The sequence below is a fragment of the Cognatundibacterium aquatile genome (genome assembly GCF_014699135.1).
Taxonomy (GTDB): Bacteria; Pseudomonadota; Gammaproteobacteria; order Burkholderiales; family Burkholderiaceae_D; genus Undibacterium; species Undibacterium aquatile.
This window is the reverse complement of sequence record NZ_JACOFT010000001.1, coordinates 708590-726613: the sequence shown is the minus strand read 5'-3', so window position 1 is coordinate 726613 and position 18024 is coordinate 708590. Positions and strand designations below refer to the sequence as shown.

The 18024-nt window shown below is 47.0% G+C and carries 17 protein-coding genes; 7 read left to right on the top strand and 10 right to left on the bottom strand.

Features of this window, described 5'->3' with window-relative positions; all coding sequences use genetic code 11:
* The first annotated feature begins 58 nt into the window (after nucleotides 1-58).
* Both H8K26_RS03305 and H8K26_RS03300 read left to right on the top strand, forming a co-directional pair.
* On the top strand, nucleotides 59-1381 hold the full coding sequence (locus H8K26_RS03305; protein ID WP_190477274.1) for an anti-phage deoxyguanosine triphosphatase: 1323 nt from the start codon (nucleotides 59-61) through the stop codon (nucleotides 1379-1381).
* A gap of 134 nt (nucleotides 1382-1515) precedes the next feature.
* Nucleotides 1516-1845, top strand: coding sequence for a DUF2322 family protein (locus tag H8K26_RS03300; RefSeq protein WP_190477272.1), 330 nt, complete (start codon nucleotides 1516-1518; stop codon nucleotides 1843-1845).
* Nucleotides 1846-2029: 184 nt separating this feature from the next.
* Here the strand turns inward: H8K26_RS03300 and H8K26_RS03295 are convergent, their stop codons facing one another.
* From H8K26_RS03295 to H8K26_RS03280, 4 genes are all read right to left on the bottom strand, one after another.
* Nucleotides 2030-2356 carry a phage tail protein gene (locus H8K26_RS03295; protein ID WP_190477269.1) on the bottom strand — a complete coding sequence of 109 codons (327 nt, stop codon included), beginning with the start codon at nucleotides 2354-2356 and terminating at the stop codon, nucleotides 2030-2032.
* 103 nt (nucleotides 2357-2459) lie between these two features.
* A complete protein-coding gene (locus H8K26_RS03290; protein WP_190477268.1) occupies nucleotides 2460-4661 on the bottom strand; it encodes a PGDYG domain-containing protein in 2202 nt (733 codons plus the stop codon).
* A gap of 34 nt (nucleotides 4662-4695) precedes the next feature.
* Nucleotides 4696-6180 carry a toll/interleukin-1 receptor domain-containing protein gene (locus H8K26_RS03285; protein WP_190477266.1) on the bottom strand — a complete coding sequence of 495 codons (1485 nt, stop codon included), beginning with the start codon at nucleotides 6178-6180 and terminating at the stop codon, nucleotides 4696-4698.
* A 63-nt stretch (nucleotides 6181-6243) separates the two neighbouring features.
* Nucleotides 6244-7473, bottom strand: coding sequence for a hypothetical protein (locus H8K26_RS03280; RefSeq protein ID WP_190477264.1), 1230 nt, complete (start codon nucleotides 7471-7473; stop codon nucleotides 6244-6246).
* A gap of 336 nt (nucleotides 7474-7809) precedes the next feature.
* Between H8K26_RS03280 and H8K26_RS03275 the strand changes: the two genes are divergently transcribed.
* Nucleotides 7810-8121, top strand: coding sequence for a single-stranded DNA-binding protein (locus H8K26_RS03275; protein ID WP_190477263.1), 312 nt, complete (start codon nucleotides 7810-7812; stop codon nucleotides 8119-8121).
* A 51-nt stretch (nucleotides 8122-8172) separates the two neighbouring features.
* Here the strand turns inward: H8K26_RS03275 and H8K26_RS17860 are convergent, their stop codons facing one another.
* Nucleotides 8173-8307 carry a hypothetical protein gene (locus tag H8K26_RS17860; protein ID WP_263398840.1) on the bottom strand — a complete coding sequence of 45 codons (135 nt, stop codon included), beginning with the start codon at nucleotides 8305-8307 and terminating at the stop codon, nucleotides 8173-8175.
* 243 nt (nucleotides 8308-8550) lie between these two features.
* Here H8K26_RS17860 and H8K26_RS03270 point away from each other — a divergent pair, with 243 nt between their 5' ends.
* Nucleotides 8551-10011 carry a hypothetical protein gene (locus H8K26_RS03270; RefSeq protein WP_190477261.1) on the top strand — a complete coding sequence of 487 codons (1461 nt, stop codon included), beginning with the start codon at nucleotides 8551-8553 and terminating at the stop codon, nucleotides 10009-10011.
* A gap of 273 nt (nucleotides 10012-10284) precedes the next feature.
* On the top strand, nucleotides 10285-10989 hold the full coding sequence (locus tag H8K26_RS03265) for a substrate-binding periplasmic protein (RefSeq protein ID WP_190477259.1): 705 nt from the start codon (nucleotides 10285-10287) through the stop codon (nucleotides 10987-10989).
* A gap of 56 nt (nucleotides 10990-11045) precedes the next feature.
* Here the strand turns inward: H8K26_RS03265 and H8K26_RS03260 are convergent, their stop codons facing one another.
* A complete protein-coding gene (locus H8K26_RS03260; RefSeq protein ID WP_186884739.1) occupies nucleotides 11046-11186 on the bottom strand; it encodes a DUF3149 domain-containing protein in 141 nt (46 codons plus the stop codon).
* A 298-nt stretch (nucleotides 11187-11484) separates the two neighbouring features.
* On the opposite strand from H8K26_RS03260, the gene H8K26_RS03255 reads away from it, so the two are divergent.
* Nucleotides 11485-12660 carry a GNAT family N-acetyltransferase gene (locus H8K26_RS03255; protein ID WP_190477257.1) on the top strand — a complete coding sequence of 392 codons (1176 nt, stop codon included), beginning with the start codon at nucleotides 11485-11487 and terminating at the stop codon, nucleotides 12658-12660.
* Nucleotides 12661-12818: 158 nt separating this feature from the next.
* Nucleotides 12819-13628: a substrate-binding periplasmic protein gene (locus H8K26_RS03250; protein WP_190477256.1), complete on the top strand. Its 810-nt coding sequence runs from the start codon at nucleotides 12819-12821 to the stop codon at nucleotides 13626-13628.
* A gap of 3 nt (nucleotides 13629-13631) precedes the next feature.
* Here the strand turns inward: H8K26_RS03250 and pssA are convergent, their stop codons facing one another.
* From pssA to H8K26_RS03230, 4 genes are all read right to left on the bottom strand, one after another.
* Nucleotides 13632-15002 (bottom strand): CDP-diacylglycerol--serine O-phosphatidyltransferase, encoded by a 1371-nt coding sequence (pssA, locus tag H8K26_RS03245; protein ID WP_190477254.1) that lies wholly within the window; start codon nucleotides 15000-15002, stop codon nucleotides 13632-13634.
* A gap of 63 nt (nucleotides 15003-15065) precedes the next feature.
* Nucleotides 15066-15692: a methyltransferase gene (locus tag H8K26_RS03240; RefSeq protein ID WP_190477252.1), complete on the bottom strand. Its 627-nt coding sequence runs from the start codon at nucleotides 15690-15692 to the stop codon at nucleotides 15066-15068.
* 3 nt (nucleotides 15693-15695) lie between these two features.
* Nucleotides 15696-17261: a ubiquinone biosynthesis regulatory protein kinase UbiB gene (gene ubiB, locus H8K26_RS03235; RefSeq protein ID WP_190477250.1), complete on the bottom strand. Its 1566-nt coding sequence runs from the start codon at nucleotides 17259-17261 to the stop codon at nucleotides 15696-15698.
* Nucleotides 17258-17830, bottom strand: coding sequence for a ubiquinone biosynthesis accessory factor UbiJ (locus H8K26_RS03230; protein WP_190477248.1), 573 nt, complete (start codon nucleotides 17828-17830; stop codon nucleotides 17258-17260). Before H8K26_RS03230 ends, ubiB begins: the two co-directional genes overlap by 4 nt.
* Between the last annotated feature and the right edge of the window lie 194 nt (nucleotides 17831-18024).

The following is an 18024-nucleotide window of genomic DNA, read 5'->3' as shown; positions in this document are numbered from 1 at the left end:
AGTCATGTTGTAAGTAAGTCGGGTTATTCATTTTTAACTAATTTCAAAGGGAAACTACATGGGCGATTTATGGACTGTCAGAAAGCGATCTGACGACGAAAACTACGAGGTTAAAAATTTCAACTCAGCAGCAGCTGATGCGCAATTTCAAAGAGATAGGGCAAGGATTATTCACTCATCATCTTTTCGTCGACTCCAATCAAAAACCCAGGTGTTAACTTTGGGAGAAAGTGACTTCTACCGTACACGTTTGACTCATTCACTCGAAGTTGCTCAAGTAGGATCAAGCATATGTGAACATTTAAAAGAAATAACGATTAGTGAAGAAATACGAAACTTAATTCCACCTACAAGTCTTATTGAGTCTATATGTCTTGCTCATGACTTGGGACATCCGCCGTTTGGTCATGGAGGAGAAGTAGCCCTCAATCACTTCATGAGAGATGATGGTGGATTTGAAGGTAATGGCCAAACCTTGAGAATCGCCAGTAAATTAGGCGAGTATTCACCTAATCACGGATTGGATTTGACCCGTCGCACGTTGTTAGGTTTGATTAAATATCCTGTTACTCACAGCCAGGTAAGAAATTATCAAGATAAAAAATCAGACTCTTCAAATATTGAAAGCTCCAAACCTCCCAAATGCATACATGATGATGAAAAAGACATTCTTGACTGGATTATTATGCCTTTTTCGGAAAACGACAAAAATTTGTTCACTCAAATTCAAACCCAAACTCACAAACACCATCGCTCATCTAGTAAATGCCTAGATACGTCAATAATGGAGTTAGCGGACGATATCGCATACGGTGTACATGACCTGGAAGATGCACTTGCTTTGACGTTTGTTACGCAAAAGGAATGGAGCGAACATATCCTTTCGAATAAAAACTTATTTCAAAGTTCACCAATTATCAAAGACGAAAAATTCTATTTGGATAAACTTTTTTCTAAGTCAGGAAAAGAAAGAAAACATGGAATTAGCAAACTTGTTGGTTATTTTATTTCTGGAATTCAGTTAAAAGTTGTGTCAAACACTGCTAATTCAAATTTCTTAAAATACAACGCAATAATGGATGATGAAGCAAAAAAATGTTTAGAACTTTTGAAAAAATTAGTAAGGGATTTTGTCATTTTTAGACCGCAAGTGCAGGCGCTTGAATTTAAGGGGCAACAAACAATCCGATCATTATTTGAGACTTTTTTAGAAAATCCAAAGCGATTGCTACCAGAGAATGTGCAGGAAAAATATAAGGTCAGTGGCAGCAAAAATCGAATTATCTGTGACTACATTGCTGGAATGACTGATGTCTACGCAACAAAACAATATAGGCGACTATTTGTGCCAGATATCGGATCAATATTTGACAGACTATGAATACTGCGTTGGACTAATCTAGTGATAATTTTTCTGGCAATTCACAATTAAAATGCTTCTGTTAAGATCGACCGACGAGATTGCTGTACGCAATTCGTCTGCTCGATCAGCTTATTTATATCGAAGGAAACCCGATGGAATTCAGTGAAATTTTAGCCACCCTACCCAGCATTGACCATATCGCCGCGCTGGAATTATCTGATGGTGATGTACTCATCGCCAGACTGGAAAACAAGCCTGGCACGGCAGGCAGTGTGCGTGTCTATCATGCGCTGGCGCAGGAGTTTGGCGAGATCAATACCGCAGCGGCAGAAAAAGGGCTGCGTTTGTATGCAGAGCACACCGCCGATGCCAAAGCGTTTCCGGGTAAGCATCCGAATATCGACCGCTTGCTGACATTGATCAGCAACGCTGCCGATCATACTGGTACGCAGTCTTTTGCAGTCAAACTGATTGCACAATAAGACACAGTGAGTGGCAATGCGCGGTGCTGATGTGCCGCAGGCTATACCCTAATAAAAATGCGCCTTGCAAGCCATTAATGACTTGCAAGGCGCATTTTTATTAGGGGTTTTATTTTACTTTCGATTTTCTTGATAGAACAAAATCCCGTGAGTAAAACGCAGTGAGTATTAATTTCAGCGAATGTCAGACAAATCTGATCAACTGAGAAATCGTGATGTTTGTGGGTCTGGTCTCAGTCGCGTCTCCCACCGGCGATATATTGGCAACATCTGCCTGAGGAATATGAAATTGTCCGTCACTGCCACCAAATCGATAACCGATTACGGCAAATAAAACGGGATACTGCTCAACGTTCAGCGCTCTGCCATCGCATACCATCCATCCGGATGATTCAATCGTATTTTTTGTCGCATCCCCTGCAAATGCCACGATACTGCCAACAGGTGGTTCAGTACGGATCAATCCGGGAATTCCGGAAGCATTAATTGTCGCAGCGCCAGGTGTTTTCATGGTGACCTCTTTCGTTTAGTTGTTAAAAATAGATAGCGTCGGGATTTTATCTCGCTAAGAATATACAACACCGCAAATATTCATCAGAAATCCAAGCTGAATTTCAACCTCCGGTCGCGGCTTCCACCGGACGTTCATGATGGAGCGCATGCCAGTTGGCCTGGTCGAGTACAAACACGCGGCCTATGCTGAGGATGGCTGCACGATTGATCTGATCTGCATTGCCATCATTTTGCAGCGAGCTCTGCGCGCGCAAAAACACTTTCACATTATTGAATGCAGCAACCATCGCTTTCGCTCTTCTGATTTCGCTTTCCAAACCGAAATTGTCGAGTACTTTTTTATTCGCAGCCCAGAAACTCAGCGATGCCAACGTGATCAGAATCAGAAAATGATGTGCCATGCCTTCCATGCCAACATGCAGAAATGTCTCAGAAAAAGTATTGATGACGATGGCAATCACACACAGTACGAAACAGGACAAGCCTATTCTGGCGCGGGCAGCGAGGTAATTGGCGGCCAGTTCACGACGCTCCAGCAAAATGCTCTCGTGGTAGCGCAGCTGGCCTTCGATGAATTCTTCTTTTATCGGTTCAGGTGCATCTGGTGTCTGTGCTTTATTTTGATCTGACTCTTGCAGATGGATTGCCCGCAAAGCATTTTTGATCCAGTGATTATCTTCGCTATCGACGGTGGGCAGCGCATCTGCAACGCATTCACTCAAGCCTGAATGATTCCAGTAATGCTGCACGCGCAGACATTCTGCGAGCAAACGATAATCCTGATGCTTGCGTTCAGACTCCGCACGCTTGGCGCTGCCATAACGGAAAAATGCAATCAGTAAGGCAGCCAGATAAATGCTGAGGAATACCAGCCCGGCGTAGTGTTCCCACGCCGCAGATGCACATCCGGTAAACGCAAAAGGATCGTCTGCTTTGCAACCACCGGAGAGTTCAGTGTAAGCGGCAAACGCAATGGCGGCAATCATGCCCAAACCGACCAGCGAGCGGAACCGAAGCAGCCATTCCTGAAAAAAAATCTGCAGATGGGAAGTGCGCCAACTGTAAATAAATCCACCATTCTGCGCAATGCGCTTGGTGGTCGAATACACCAGTGTTTGCCAGGCGTCCTGATATTGTGACGCCAGCGTATCGGCAATCGTGTGCATGCGTTCGGTTGCCGTGACTCCGGTGAAAATATGATCTGCGCCCGATGCTTGCTGTCGCTCAAACGCCTGCGCTTCGATGTTGAACAAATTTAATTCCTGTAATTGATTACCAAGAATCGTCAACTTCTTACGCGATGCTTTGTCTTCGGTATTCGTCAGCGTTAAGCCACGCCAGATTGCTGTCACATCAGGCAAGGTCTGACGCAATGTCTGCCATCGTGTGATGCGTCTGGCCTTCATGCTCATGCTAGTCTGGCGCCCAAGCTCGTTCAGTAAACGCTGGAATTCCTGCTTACCCAGTAAAGGTGCCGGCTGCGGCAAGGAATGCAAATCAAGATTTCCGCCCGACTGCGCAGAACCGGTCGCAACAGCGGCCCAATATGGCAGACCTTTGCTGTATTCATTCAAGATCGCGTGAAGCTGGCTCTGCTGTTGACTGGCGCGTAAAACCAGACTGCAACTTCGTAATAAAGTGACAGCCTGATGCTCGTCCTCGCTACGGCTCATATCCGACGGAGTAAGCGCACTTGCATCGTTGGTGATCTTGCTGAGTTGCTGATGGATAAAGTGATATTGCGCCGGAACTCCGGATGCAGTGGCGTGCAACACGCGCAACGGCGTCGCTGGCAGTAAGGCACTCAGCGCCGTTAATTGCGCCAGCGTCTGCTGATCCAGTTCGCCTGCAATCCCGATCACCAGCGGCACCGCATGCTGTTGTAACACATAGGTTGCGGTGAAGATTTCGTCTGCGACAATACTCTGACTCTGATCCGCATATTGCACCAGCCAGCTACCGGGCTTTCCGTGTAACACACCGATACCACCCGCCAGCGGCAACTTTAACTCGGTCTTTAAACGCATTGCCAATACGCGTACCGGCAAACTTTGATAACGCCCCGATTCGCCCGCAGCAGTCGGTGGTAGTGGCTGATATTTTTGTCTGAATTTTTCTGGATTGACTGGCCAGCGCTCACCGCTGATACCAGTCACAATCGCATCGCCGGGAAGGCATTGCACCGGGCCTTCGAGCGTTTCTATGGTTTGTTCATACTCAGAAAATACGACACCAAAAGAGAGTATTTTCTTTTCATACGGCAAAGCGCCATAGTTCTGTTGCGTTCTTAAGTCGATCATCATCTCAGACATCAGTGATTGTTACAGATTGAGAAATTTATGCGTTGAGCATCAATGCCGGCTGATGCTGATTCACCCAAAAGGCGAGATTTGTCAGCAACGGCAAGCTGGCGCGAGCACCTGCTTTGACTTCCATTTCCTGAATAATTTTTTCAAATCGCTGGCGATAATACAAAGCTTCCTCTTCATCCAGACGCGCTGTTGCATAGCGAAATGGCATAGAAAAAGTCTCGCCTTCCCGTTCTTTCGGAAAACATTCAAGTATCTCTTTGGCGGACAAATCAATATCAACGGCAAAAAATAATTCTGGCTTACCGCCGCGCAGCAGTTCCCGGCTAAGCCCCATGAAACAACGCTCCGCCACTGAATTTTTGCGAATACCGAGTTCTTCTGTCAGCTCACGAAACACATGCACATCCTGCAAAACGCCATGGGTATCGCGACCAGTAAAGCAGCGGCGAATATCATCTTCCGTCATCGCACCGGAAAATCCTTGGCAAAGCTGATTGGGATTGGTCAACACTTTGGCACTGCGACGCTGAAAAATCATGTGCCCGTCATTCGAGAATACCAGCCCGCTGATACCAGTCTGGTTCGCCAGTTTACTTTTTGAGAGTAATTCCAGTTTGCCGTCGCGATGTACTTCATCGCGTAAGATGCCATCAACTGCATCGTCAAAATCCATCGCCATATTGGTTTTGACGTACTCAAAATACGATGTGGGTTGAAAAATTAATTTAATTTTTTCGCCGCCAACGACATCAGCCAAACGCGCTGTCTCTGTATCGTAGAACGACTTTCCGCGATGAATCGCGTCTGCTTTATATTCTTCGAATGCTTGCCGCGAACCTATCTTCGCTTTAAAAAATTCATCTTTTAATTCGACTTCGACTTGCTCTTCGTTGCAACCGTCATTTGCATTTAATACGGCGACGGCCGGAATCCGGTAACTGTCACCCAAGTCGCTGTCTACCGACAATATCTGCGGCTGGTTCGGATAACGTTCCAGCATATCCATCAGAGGATCAAGAAAACGACGCAAGCCTGCCGCAGGTTTGCCTTCCCTCACCGGGCGGATATGCGCTAACACGCCACAGATCTGCGTCAGAACTTTGTCGAAATCTTCACTCTTGGGCGATGCCAGTGTCAGCGCATTATATTGACTGAGCAGACAAATTTCTTCCGGCAAATCCAGCGGATCGGGCATGCTGGCAGCACTGATCAGCAGTGGCACAATAGTCTTCCCCAGCGCGATAGCCGTTTTTATTTCCCAGACAACCTGATCTTCGCTATCTGCACGTTTCTGTATTTCTTCCATCCATAAAGGACCGATGACAACGATGACCAGACTAGCTGCATTAATCGCGGTTTGCAGACGTAATTTCCAATCTGCGGCGACATCGATGTTTTCTACGTCAAGAAAGACTTCTTCTTGTCCCAGCTTTTTATCTAAACCCTCATGCAGTCTGGCAGAAAACTGCTCACTGTCTTTCCTGCGATACGAAATAAAAACGGCGCTCAAAAATCTCTCCTTCAAACTTCAATCTGGTCGCTTTGATTCACGACAATCAATTCTCTAAACAAATCAGCTTGTCATCATCGATGCGCTTTTCGGGTGACGCAACAGATCGGTTAACACCTGCCAGCGCAAATCTTGATTATCGGTTCCGGCGCGCTTTTCTATGTAGGCCTGCACGACATCCTGACCAAGATTGTAGTTGATGACATATGAACGTAAATGCTCGATAAAACGCAGCCGCTGCGCTGAGCGGTCTGCATCTGAGAGGCTGTATTTCATCAACATTGCCAGCGCGGTGTCTTTATCAATCATGCCATCCAGATACTGTTGCGCCACCATATTGCCGGCATACGACAGCTTTTGCAGCACGGCTTGTATCTGGTAATAGCGTTCGGCTTTGGCGGGATCAATACCGGCCAATGGGAACAAAACTTCCTGTTCAAACTGCATGCGTTCTGCATGTGGAAAGGCTACCTCGATACCGTAATTCGCACTTCCTTCAGCCAGAAACGACATCGGTGAATACAGTGGATATATCGAGTATTCGATCCAGCCTTTTTCTTTCACTAATTCATTTTCGATCAGCACATTAAAGACGTGGTGACCGGGATAGGCTTCGTGGCTGGCGAGATCAATCGCGCGGCTGATGAACATAGGAAAATCGGTGTTGATTTCGATCAGGCTGTGGCTGTTTCCCTTGTACCAGTTATACGCACTCCAGACTTTATCCGTCACATAGGCAACCTGAAAACTTTCATGCTCAGGCAAGGCGATATAGCGTCTGGTGCGGACGCGCGCTTCATTAATCGCGGCAGTGAAAACGGCATCGAGTTTATCGCGCGGAATTTCAAATGCTTTGTTATAAGCAGACAATCTCGCATTCAGATCGCTGCCCTGAATTTCCAAAGGTAAAAGTGTCGCCAGTTCTGCCAACGTGATATCGAGGTCCGCTGTGGTCAACGCCGGGGATACTGCGTCGTATAAGGCTTTCGATTCCGCATCGAATGCCAATTTGTTGCCATTCAGTTGCGCGATAAAAGCTCTTACTGCATGTAGCTGCAGACGTAAAAATTCCTGACGTTCAAGCTGATCTTGTGGCGGCGCCGGCAAAGCATCTGCCTGCTGCAATAAGGTATCGGCCTGCATCAATAATTCTGACAATGGAGTCGCCGGTGATTGTTGCGCTTCGTTTTGCCAGGATGGCGGGCCAATATAGGCATCAACATAACCGGCGTCATGCTGACCTACAGCAAGGACGAGTTTGACGTAGTGTTCCGCAATCTGATTCAGAGTCATGGCGTTTAAGAAAAAAGTAAATGTGGAAGGCAGAGCTGAGACGATATCACGCCAGCGTCGTTGCGCAGGCTTGAAGTATAAGCATTTTACTTTTGATGTTCACACATCCACACCGACCGCGTATGAATGTGATGGATGAGTCGCTTATTTGCTTTATTCCCGCATCCGGCGTTTAATTCGTTTCGCACAGAAAAGAGACTGACAAAAAATTGACGAGACAAAATGTGGCGGCAAAGATAATGCAAATAGCCGCGATGCAATCCGAAAGATGGACAGCAGGTTCTCATAGTGAATCCTCTGGTGTCTCAGACCAGACTGAATGAAAATAGAAAAACGATGATAGATGGATTAATCGCCGGGCGCATGTACGGCAGCGCCGAAGAACGTAGCGGGCAAGCTGGTTCAGCATATGTGACTTGTAAGGTGCGTGCTGCGACAGATGACGGTGACACAATCATGTGTAATGTGATCGCCTTTAATGACAAGGTACGGCAGGCCTTACTTGCGTTGAACGATGGCGACAGTGTCTCGTTGTCCGGCGCTTTAACACCAAAAGTCTGGGTTGATAAGCAAGGAAAACCCAGACCCGCCATTGATCTGATTGCGCATCAGATTCTGACGGCCTATCCATCAATGGCGTCTGCCTGAGTAAGCAGATGCGCCATCCTTCGCGGTGCGATTGATCTGCTGAAAGGCAGATCAGCTGTCCCAACAACCGCGCGTCGCGCTGGTCTTGCCCCGCATCCGCGCGACGATAAATAACTCCGCATATTCAAAACCTGCATGCTTCTGACCGGCACCAGGAATCTCATGCGTCCGTGACATTTGAGACATGCATCCTTCAAATTTGATTTCAGAAAAACATCTGCTGCTCACCCGGATACCCGATGGGAAAACGATCAATCTATTTAGCTTGCTATTTCATTCATTCCAGCTACACTGAAAATCTTACATAAAAAATAAGAAAAAAAGCAATATCCCCGCTGGCACTATTATTCAACGTTCCACGCTATCGGGTTCCGTTTCAAGCCTCAGATCAACCTTACGTCGTTCGCAGTAACATCACAGGGAGAAGGTATGAAAACGCATCTGAAATTCGATCATTCCAATAAGACCAAGCTTCGGCAGATACGCATTTTCTGCTCAGCAACGATGGTCGCTGGCTTGTTGAGCAGTCAAACGCTACAGGCACAAACGATGCCTGCGGATAGCGGCAAATCCAATGTCATTGTCAGCTCTTTTAAGCCAGTTCCACTACAAGATCCTAAGATCCCCGGTTATACCTACCCTGTCGCGGCAGACACGATTACTGCCTGGACAAAATCTCCGAAAGGACAAATTGAAATACAAAAACATGCATGGGGTATCTGGACGGCGCTGACACTCAATTCAGGCGAGACCTATCAGGGGCAGCCTTTGCGCGTCTTTGAAACCTGGGAAACGCCAGACGATATTATGACCGCCAGTTCGCAAGCATTAATGAATAAGCCACGTGTTCCCAACGTACTCACACCATTTCATCAATTGAACCACGCCGGATTATTGAAGACCACCCAGGGAAAAGAAACAGTGCTCGGCTTTGTCAAATATGATCCGATTGCCGCAGCGCATATCCGCGCGAATAATCTGTTTTCCATCGCTGCATTAAACAAAATGCTGGCAGCGAATGAGACCAGCATTCCGGCTTTTCCTGCGCCATCCCTCTCTCTGAAACCAGTATTTCAGACTTTAAAAAGTAAGAATCTGGTTCAGGCAAGATATTTTCAATTATCGGTCTGGCCCGGCCCGCCAAAAACTCCGGTTCCATTTCCGTCTTCCGACTGGAAAACATGTGTTTGGATAGATACTCAGGATACTGGCACAGAGAAATTATCCGGTGGTGTCGATAACAAATGTGCGGCCGATGGTTCATCACGTACAGCTGCAAACACCTATGGTCTGAAAAATTTTATCCACTTTAAAGTGGATGCTGCCAATGCAGAATTGCTGAACAAATCGACTGAGAATTTCAAAGGTATCGCAGCCGGTGATTATTCAGTGCTCGTCGCCATGCACGTCGGCAGCCGTGAAATTACGGAGTGGACCTGGCAAAGTTTCTGGTGGACGCCAGCCCCCGATTTACCGCCAGCACCTAGTTCAGCAGCGATAGCGAAACTGCGCCCTGCCGCACTGCAAGGTGCACCGCGCCATTACGCGCATTGTGCGGCCTATCAGACCCTGTCTCCACCACAACCTGAAACTGGCGGCAAAAATGTCGGGGAATCCGTCTACTGCTACAACCCGTATCTGGAAGCAGGATTTGGCCCGAGTGATTTGCCCGACTCCATTCCGGGTAAATATAAGGGACAAACCGTTGCCAATAATGTTGGTGTTCAAACTAACTGTATGAGCTGTCACGCAGCCGCAAATTTCAATCCTAAAAACCTTACGACTGCACCAAATTATTCCGGTGATCGTTACCTTGGTTTAAACGATCCGCGCTTTAAGGGAACTCTGCAAGTAGATTTCTTATGGTCAATTCCTGGTAATGCTAAATAAAGCAGCTTAAGCCCGTGCCAGCCTGTGTAGCGGTAGCATCAGTTTTGATGCCGGAACGCAGGTTGGTGCTGGTGCAGACAGTATCTGAAGCCCTCTCTCGCCACAGTTTCGTGACAAACGGCGTGGCATTCTCCCCACATTTTCTTTCCAGGTTGCATTACACATCAGAATCAGCCAACATTAAATCGTGAAGACGATGCCACTGGTGCGACATCGTTGACTTTATTTGGCACGGTGATAAGGGCTGACATGAGGTTTTTCCGGATATATGTATTGCTAAGTTGTCTGCTGACGAGCTGGGAAGCGCAAGCACTGGAACTCTTGTTTCATGTTTCAGCGTTACCACCGTATGTCAAAGACGATCCACGTCGGGGTCTGGTGCCAGAAATTGTTACCCGCGCCTTTGCCACGCAAGGCATACAGTGCAGATTTATCCGCTCGAATAACAAACGTATGGAAACTGAGGTGGAAGCGGGAACTGCAGATGCGGGGTTTGCCGGAATTCCGGTGAATAACGCGAAAATCTTTTTCTCTGACCCTGTCATCGAATTTGAGAATGTGGCTGTCACTCTGCGTGATAAACACTTACAGATCAATTCCTTATCTGATCTATCAGACAAAAAAATCGTGGCGTTCAGCAATGCGCAAAAAGTGCTTGGCTCAGAATTTACGATGGCAGTTAAAAACCATCGATCATATTCAGAAGTAGGCGATCAGGCTTCTCAGGTACCGATGCTGGATGCCGGCCGGGGGGATGTTATCTTGCTGGATTTACGGGCTTTCCTGTATTTTGCGAGGTTATTGCATGGCAAAACAGAGGCGACGAACCGTTATACGGTACATCATTTATTTAAACCGACTCCACGCTTGCTTGGTTTCCACAAAAGTGAACATCGCGATCACTTCAATAAAGGATTGAAAGCAATACGGCAAAGTGGTGAATATGCCGCAATTCTGAATAATTACCGCAACGACTGAAACAAAATCAAGGTGACCGAAAGCACAAGGTCACCAATTTCATAGGTATCCGCAGCTTATCGTTCTTGCTGCTCTTCTTCACGCATGTGCGATAAGAAATAGCGAATAAAAAATATCCCCATGCAAATCATAAAAATGATTCCGGCAATACTCATCAGGCCGTAGTCAGTAGAAAACAAGTCGATTAACAGTTTCATTTCCGTTCTCCTTTAAAGTTTTTACTGCAGGAAGTATGGAGTGCTTACTCTCGTCTGCTGTTGATTTGTATCAAGGGGCGACCGTGACAGATTCAGAACACTTTATGTGTACGAAAAATAAGACAATATGGTAGCCAGAGAAATGTACGCCGCCAATCTCAAATAAGCCTATTGATACTCGCCATTCTCCCTTGCAAAAAGATAACTTTTATGGGATAAGTTACTTGTTTCAGTTTGTAACGTACTCTATCAAACAGGCAAACAGATAAAGTTAAATCAAAGCAATATTTTAGTTTCTGTGAGCTCGCCACATTTATCTTCGATGCACAACCTCAAACAAATCATCATCACCAAAGAAAAAGATTTCGAAGCTCTTGCAACCGCATGGCGAGCTTTAGAGACGAAAGTAAACTATCTGCTCCCGTTCCAAACCTACGACTGGAACTGTGCATGGTGGAAAGTTTTTTCTGGCAAATCCTTCTTTCATCAACATGAACTGGCTATTTGTGCCGTGTACGATAACGATCAGTTGGTTGCAGTGATGCCGCTGATGAACACGCATGTAGGATTGCATCGTTTTTTCCTGTATCGCTATGTACGGCCTTTCGGCGGCGACCCCAATCTGACCGAATTACGTGTTCCCCTCACCTTGCCGGAATATGCTGAGAAAGTTCTGCAACTCTGGGAAAATTTAACTCGGTGCGAGACCTTCGGACTCACTGAGTTTCAGATCATCGGAGCTAAAGCTCCCGCAGATCATTTCATCCAGAATAATAAGTCGCTCTTCCCTCTGACTGACCGCACTATTCCTAACTTCGTACTGACGCTGGGTGAAGACTGGGATAGCTTTAAATCCGGATTAAAGCGCAACATTAAAGAATCCCTGCGTCGCTGTTACAACTCGCCGAAACGAGACGGTCTGGACATGAATTTCCGCGTTCTCCAAGGGCGTACCGCTATCGTTCAACAATTACCGATGTTTTATGCGCTGCATGGTGCACGTGCGTCAGCGAAAGAGACGATAGAACATCCTGATTATTTTTCTCATCCACAACACAAGGCACTGCTGGAAAATCTGCTTGATACGCCTTTTGCTGATCGCATGTGTTTGTTTTGTCTCGAGTTGAATGGCAAAGTCGTCGCGATGCGACTGGCATTCAATATGGGTGATGAACTCTATTTATATTATTCGGGCTACGATCTGGATTATGCGCAATACAGCGTCATGACGACCTTAGTAGCAGAAGCAATCCAATGGGCAATCGGACAAAAAATTCAACGACTGAACCTGTCAATTGGCGAGGATGTATCCAAAACCCGCTGGGGCCCCGCTGTGATTAACTATGTTGAATATCAATGCGTCAAAAACAGTGCTTGGCGCAGGTTTGTCGGAAAGCAGATTTTCCGCTTGAGAAAAATCAGAAATAATCAGAGATCTCAACTCAGCTCTGCCAACGACGACAAGCCAGGCTGATGGCGGTAAAAAAGTATCATTGTGACGATGTGTTACATTCACAGTGATTACCTGAAATCCTCTGGCTCTGACTGTGTAAACGGTTTACATTGGCAATATGTGTACACACATTTTGTTGTTCACTGCAATTTGCCAACGATTTGCTGCTGATGATGATCATGTCCCACATTGACTGTCGCCCACTGATCACTACCCGCTGTCGCACATTCGTAGCGATATGCCTGTCATTTTTCTGTTCTTTGTCTGATGCACAAGAGTTACAGATCCTGACTGAAAACTGGCCTCCGATTTCTTTCGGCAATGATACGAAAGCAGAAGGTATGGCGGTAGAAGTCGTCAAGGCAATACAAGCAAAAACAGGGAATACACAAGCTATTCAGGTAGTGCCATTTGCGCGAGGATACAAAGCCTTACTGGATGAGTCTAACGTTTTACTTTTCACGGTAGGACGCTCGGAAGAGCGAGAAAAACTCATGCACCTGGTGGGTCCGGTTGCGATCTCTTACATCACGCTGTATACCCGTAAAGGAAATGCGGCAAATTTGCTGCGTCAGGGAGACGCTATCCGCAAACTGAAAGTCGGTGCTTATCGCTCCAGTATTTTTGCCGACACTGCACGTAAAAAAGGTTTTTTCAATCTGGAACTGGCAGTATCACCTCTGGTCATCGCAAATATGCTGATGGCCAAACGTTTTGACTTATGGGTGGAAGGCAGTATTGTTGTCCCCTCGATTCTGAAAGACATAGGCTATTCCAGCGATGATGTTGAGCCTGTCATGGTGCTTGATGCACTGGAGCTATATCTGGCGTTTTCCGCTAAGACGCCAGCCTCGACTATTAAGATATGGGAAGATGCATTACGCGCCATCAAGAAAGACGGTAGCTTCGCAAAAATCTATCATAAATGGTTGCCTGACGAAGTCCCGCCCATGCAAGTCATTCATACCTCTCCGCCAACACAACCTTAACTTCTACAGCACCCGGTAAGCCAAGCGATCCAGTCTGATGGTACTCAGGCGTGTCAGTAATTTCCGGACTGGTTCCGGATAATCTTTTACCTTCTCCAAAGTACGATAATCGCTGATCAGCGTCGTATGCTCAACGATGCTCATCAGCTCTGCATTTCTTTGTGCCAGTAACTCTTGCCGCGGATCATGAATTAACAGCGCATTTTCCAAATCAAGACGGAATGCCCTGGGATTCAGATTATTTCCGGTCATCAGTGCGTAACACTGATCTATCCACAATCCTTTCAGATGATAGGTATTCTCCCCATCTTTCCACAGGCGTAATCTGAGTCGATTTTTTTGGATATCAAGCTGATGCGCTTTGGCGAAACGCCTGAGGTTGACCTCATAAAGATAAGGAAGAGCCGAAATGACTTTAAAAGGCTGCTCCGGTGGAATAAAAAAATCATTCGCAACTTTATCGCCGACGATAATATCAACGCTCACTCCGCGTTTCAGCGCGCGATTCACTTCTCTGGTCACAGCACGGGGAAAATTGAAATAAGGGGTACAGATGATAATCTGCGTCTTACTCGCCGCAAGCAACTGACATATCGCTTTATTCAGTGGATTATTTTTACCAACACCAACCAATGGCGTCACACTCAGTGCAGGTGGCGTCTCTGAATATTGTCCTACAAATTTTTCATTGAACTGATAGCGCGCCTTTTTTAACTGCTCGCGAAAGCGGCGAATATCATTACGAATGCTACGTGTGGCAGGAATTTCTGCCTTATCAAGGCGATGTACCGCCGAGGCTAACAGCAAGTGCTGACGTATAAAATCGACCATCGTGGTCGCCAATACAGAATTCTGGATCAGTAAATAACGGTCATGCCGGTATTTATCCTGCTTATGCAGATACACGTTATTAATACTGGCGCCGCTGTAAATCACCACATCATCAATCACAAAACCTTTAAGGTGCAAAACACCAAACAACTCGCTGGTCTGTACCGGAATGCCATACACTGGTACGCCTGCAGCATGCGCCAGACTTAGTTTTTGATACCAGGCGGCATTTCCGGTTTGTTGCCCTGCCTGCCTGCGTTCGCCGATCAAGCCACGTTGCGCGCGATGCCAATCCACCAATACCGCAATGTCCAATGATGGGCGTGCAGCTTTGGCAGCATACAAAGCCTCCATGACTTCGGCACCAGCCTCATCATTTTGCACATATAAACTGCACAGATAAATTCTGTGTTTTGCACTGGCAATCTGTTTTAGCAATTCGACCCGGTATTCAGCCGCACCAAACAAGGTTCTGACCGCCTCTGCCTGCAATGGAATTGCGGGTAACTGCTCAGTGCTCAAACGGGGATTCAGATAGCGCATAAATGGGTATCACAAATAAAACACGTGCTGATAGTAGCACTGAAAATCATCGCTAAAAAAGGATTACTGGCCATTCGTCGCGTGACGTCGCTGCCAGATCTGCCAACGCTCGCGGCCTTCGAATACGGCAATCGAATCGTTCACAGCCCTATCTGTCAATAACGTGAAATGAGGCGCCATTAACTCTTGCCAGACCTGATCCGATATAGAAAAAGGCGGGCCCTTCTTGCTCGCGTCGGCATTCGTATCAACGAAAAAATATCCTGCCAGCAAAGCACCGGGAGGCAGAAGTTCAGCCCAGCGCTGGACGATATCCTGTCGCCGCACCGGCGGTAAGGCACAGAAAAATGCGCGCTCGTAAATCAACTCCGGCGCCTGTGCGGGTTGATATTCAAAAAAATCCGCTTCAACGACATGGCGGGACCACTCCCCTATCGCCATCTGCGCACTTTTCACTGCTGCCGGTGAGAAGTCGATTGCAGTCACGTCCCAGCCAGCCTGCGCCAGAAAAGCCGCTTCATAACCGTTACCGCACCCTGGTATCAGCGTTCGCATTTTGCCAGTGGCTGTTAGCACAAAATCGCGTAAGTCCTGAGGAACCGCCCCTTTATCCCAAGGCGTAAAATTTTTGCTGAAACGCTCGTCCCAAAAACATGAATTATTCGGATCTCTGCTGACAAAATCTGCCATGACTCAGCCAATAAAATAAAAATGAAGTAATAGCTGCGCCGCGATAACGCCGGCGAACAAACCACCGCCGAAGTAGATAATAACTTTCAGCAAGGTATTGGTGCTACGCTGCTCCGACAATAATGCAGCAAGCATTTCATTACTATTATTTTGTTCGCCAGCCCGGCTCAGAGCCTGATGCGCAAGCCGCGGCAATTGTGGGAAGATGTGACTGTAACGTGGCGCTTCCGCTTTCAATTTATCAATCAACCCGCGCCAGCCCACTTGCTCATTCATCCAACGCTCAAGATACGGTTTAGCGGTTTTCCATAAATCCAGCTCAGGATCGAGTTGACGTCCGAGACCTTCAATATTCAGCAAAGTCTTTTGCAATAAAACAAGCTGAGGCTGGACTTCAACATTGAAACGGCGCGATGTTTGAAAGAGACGCAACAACACCTGACCAAAGGAAATATCTTTCAGCGGCCTATCAAAAATCGGCTCACAACAGGCGCGGACGGCCGCTTCCAGCTCATCTACCCTCGTATCCTTAGGCGCCCAGCCAGATTCGATATGCGCCTCGGCTACACGTTTATAGTCACGCTGAAAAAATGCCAGAAAATTTTGCGAAAGATAGTCTTTATCAAAATCATTCAAGGTGCCAACAATACCGAAATCGAGCGCGATATAGCGCCCGAAAGTTGCAGGATCAGTCGAAACCAGAATATTCCCCGGATGCATATCCGCATGGAAAAAACCGTCGCGGAAAATCTGTGTAAAGAAAATCGTGACGCCGTCGCGTGATAATTTCGCCAGATCGACACCCGCCGCCTGTAATTTATCGATTTGCGAAATCGGTATGCCATTCATACGTTCCATGACGATCACGGATGAAGAGCAGTAATCCCAATACATTTCCGGCACCAGCAACAAATCGGAATTCTGAAAATTCCGCCGTAACTGGCTGCCGTTCGCGGCTTCCCGCATCAAATCGAGTTCATCATGCAAGTATTTATCAAACTCACCGACCACTTCTTTTGCCTTGAGACGCTTGCCATCTGCCCATAAAGCTTCCAGCCATCCGGCGGCTACCTGCATCAGTGCAACATCTTTATCGATCGTCTCCTTCATGCCGGGACGCAGCACTTTCACTGCGACTTCACGACCATCTTTCAGCGTGGCGAAATGTACCTGAGCGATCGATGCCGATGCCACCGGAACGCGCTCAAAACTCGCAAACAATGTATCCGGATGCGCGCCTAATGACTTGGTAATCTGCGCTATCGCCAAATCAGGATCAAACGAAGGCACACGATCCTGCAACTTCGCCAGTTCATCTGCGATGTCAGGTGGCATCAGATCACGCCGGGTCGAAAGTACCTGCCCCAGTTTCACAAAAATCGGTCCCAGGTCTTCCAAAGCCTTACGTAAGCGTTCGCCACGGGGAGCCGATAAATCGCGCCAGAACAGCAGCGTCTCTATCAGGCGTGCAGTACGCGGGACTTTAAGACCGGATATGGCGATTTCATCAATCCCGTAACGTAACGTCACGCGAATAATTTTAAAGAGCCGTAAAAACTTCAATATCATCTGCGCGTCCTTTCGAGTTTCTCGATGCGCTTGATGAGACGCTCGACATCATCACGAGTTTTATTCACTTCTGTAGCAAAGCCCTGCACTGCGACCGGACGAACCAACATGGGGTTTTCTTCGAGAAAATATTCCGCCAGATTTTCCTGAATTTTAAGATGCGTCTGCTGTGCGGTTTTGAACATCGATTTAGCGCCACCGACCATGCGAACCGCCGCAATATCACCAAATATTTTACTTAAATCGGCTTCGGCTTCCCATTTTAATTCCTGACTCAAGTGGGAAATCGTATTCGCAAAATCAGCATCTCCTTCAATCTTGACATAAGAAAATGCACGTTCACGATTCTGCGCCATCAATGGCAAATCGCTCAGTCTGGCACGGATAGTCACATCGGGAGACGTCTGTGCAGCAGCAGATTCAAGGTATCCGTCAACACCGACTTTCAGGCGCAATTGAAATGCATGCAAATCAATACAGGCGATTTTGCCAGCATGTGGCAGGAGCATATTTCTGGCCCAGGTTTCCTGTGCCAGCAAATGATTAATGAAGGGAGCAGTTGAAATCATATCGTTGAGAAAAGACTGACGCAGGATTGTGCAATAAGCAGTTACTTTGTCGAAACAAGATCCCGGCGGATCAATCTGAGTCATTCTTAATAAAAAACCGCCCGACAAAATGACGGGCGGTCTTTAGTTTAACAGCTTATGCAGCCTGTTATGTTCGATCTGCATCAGGACTTATACGAATCAGGCTAAGTCCT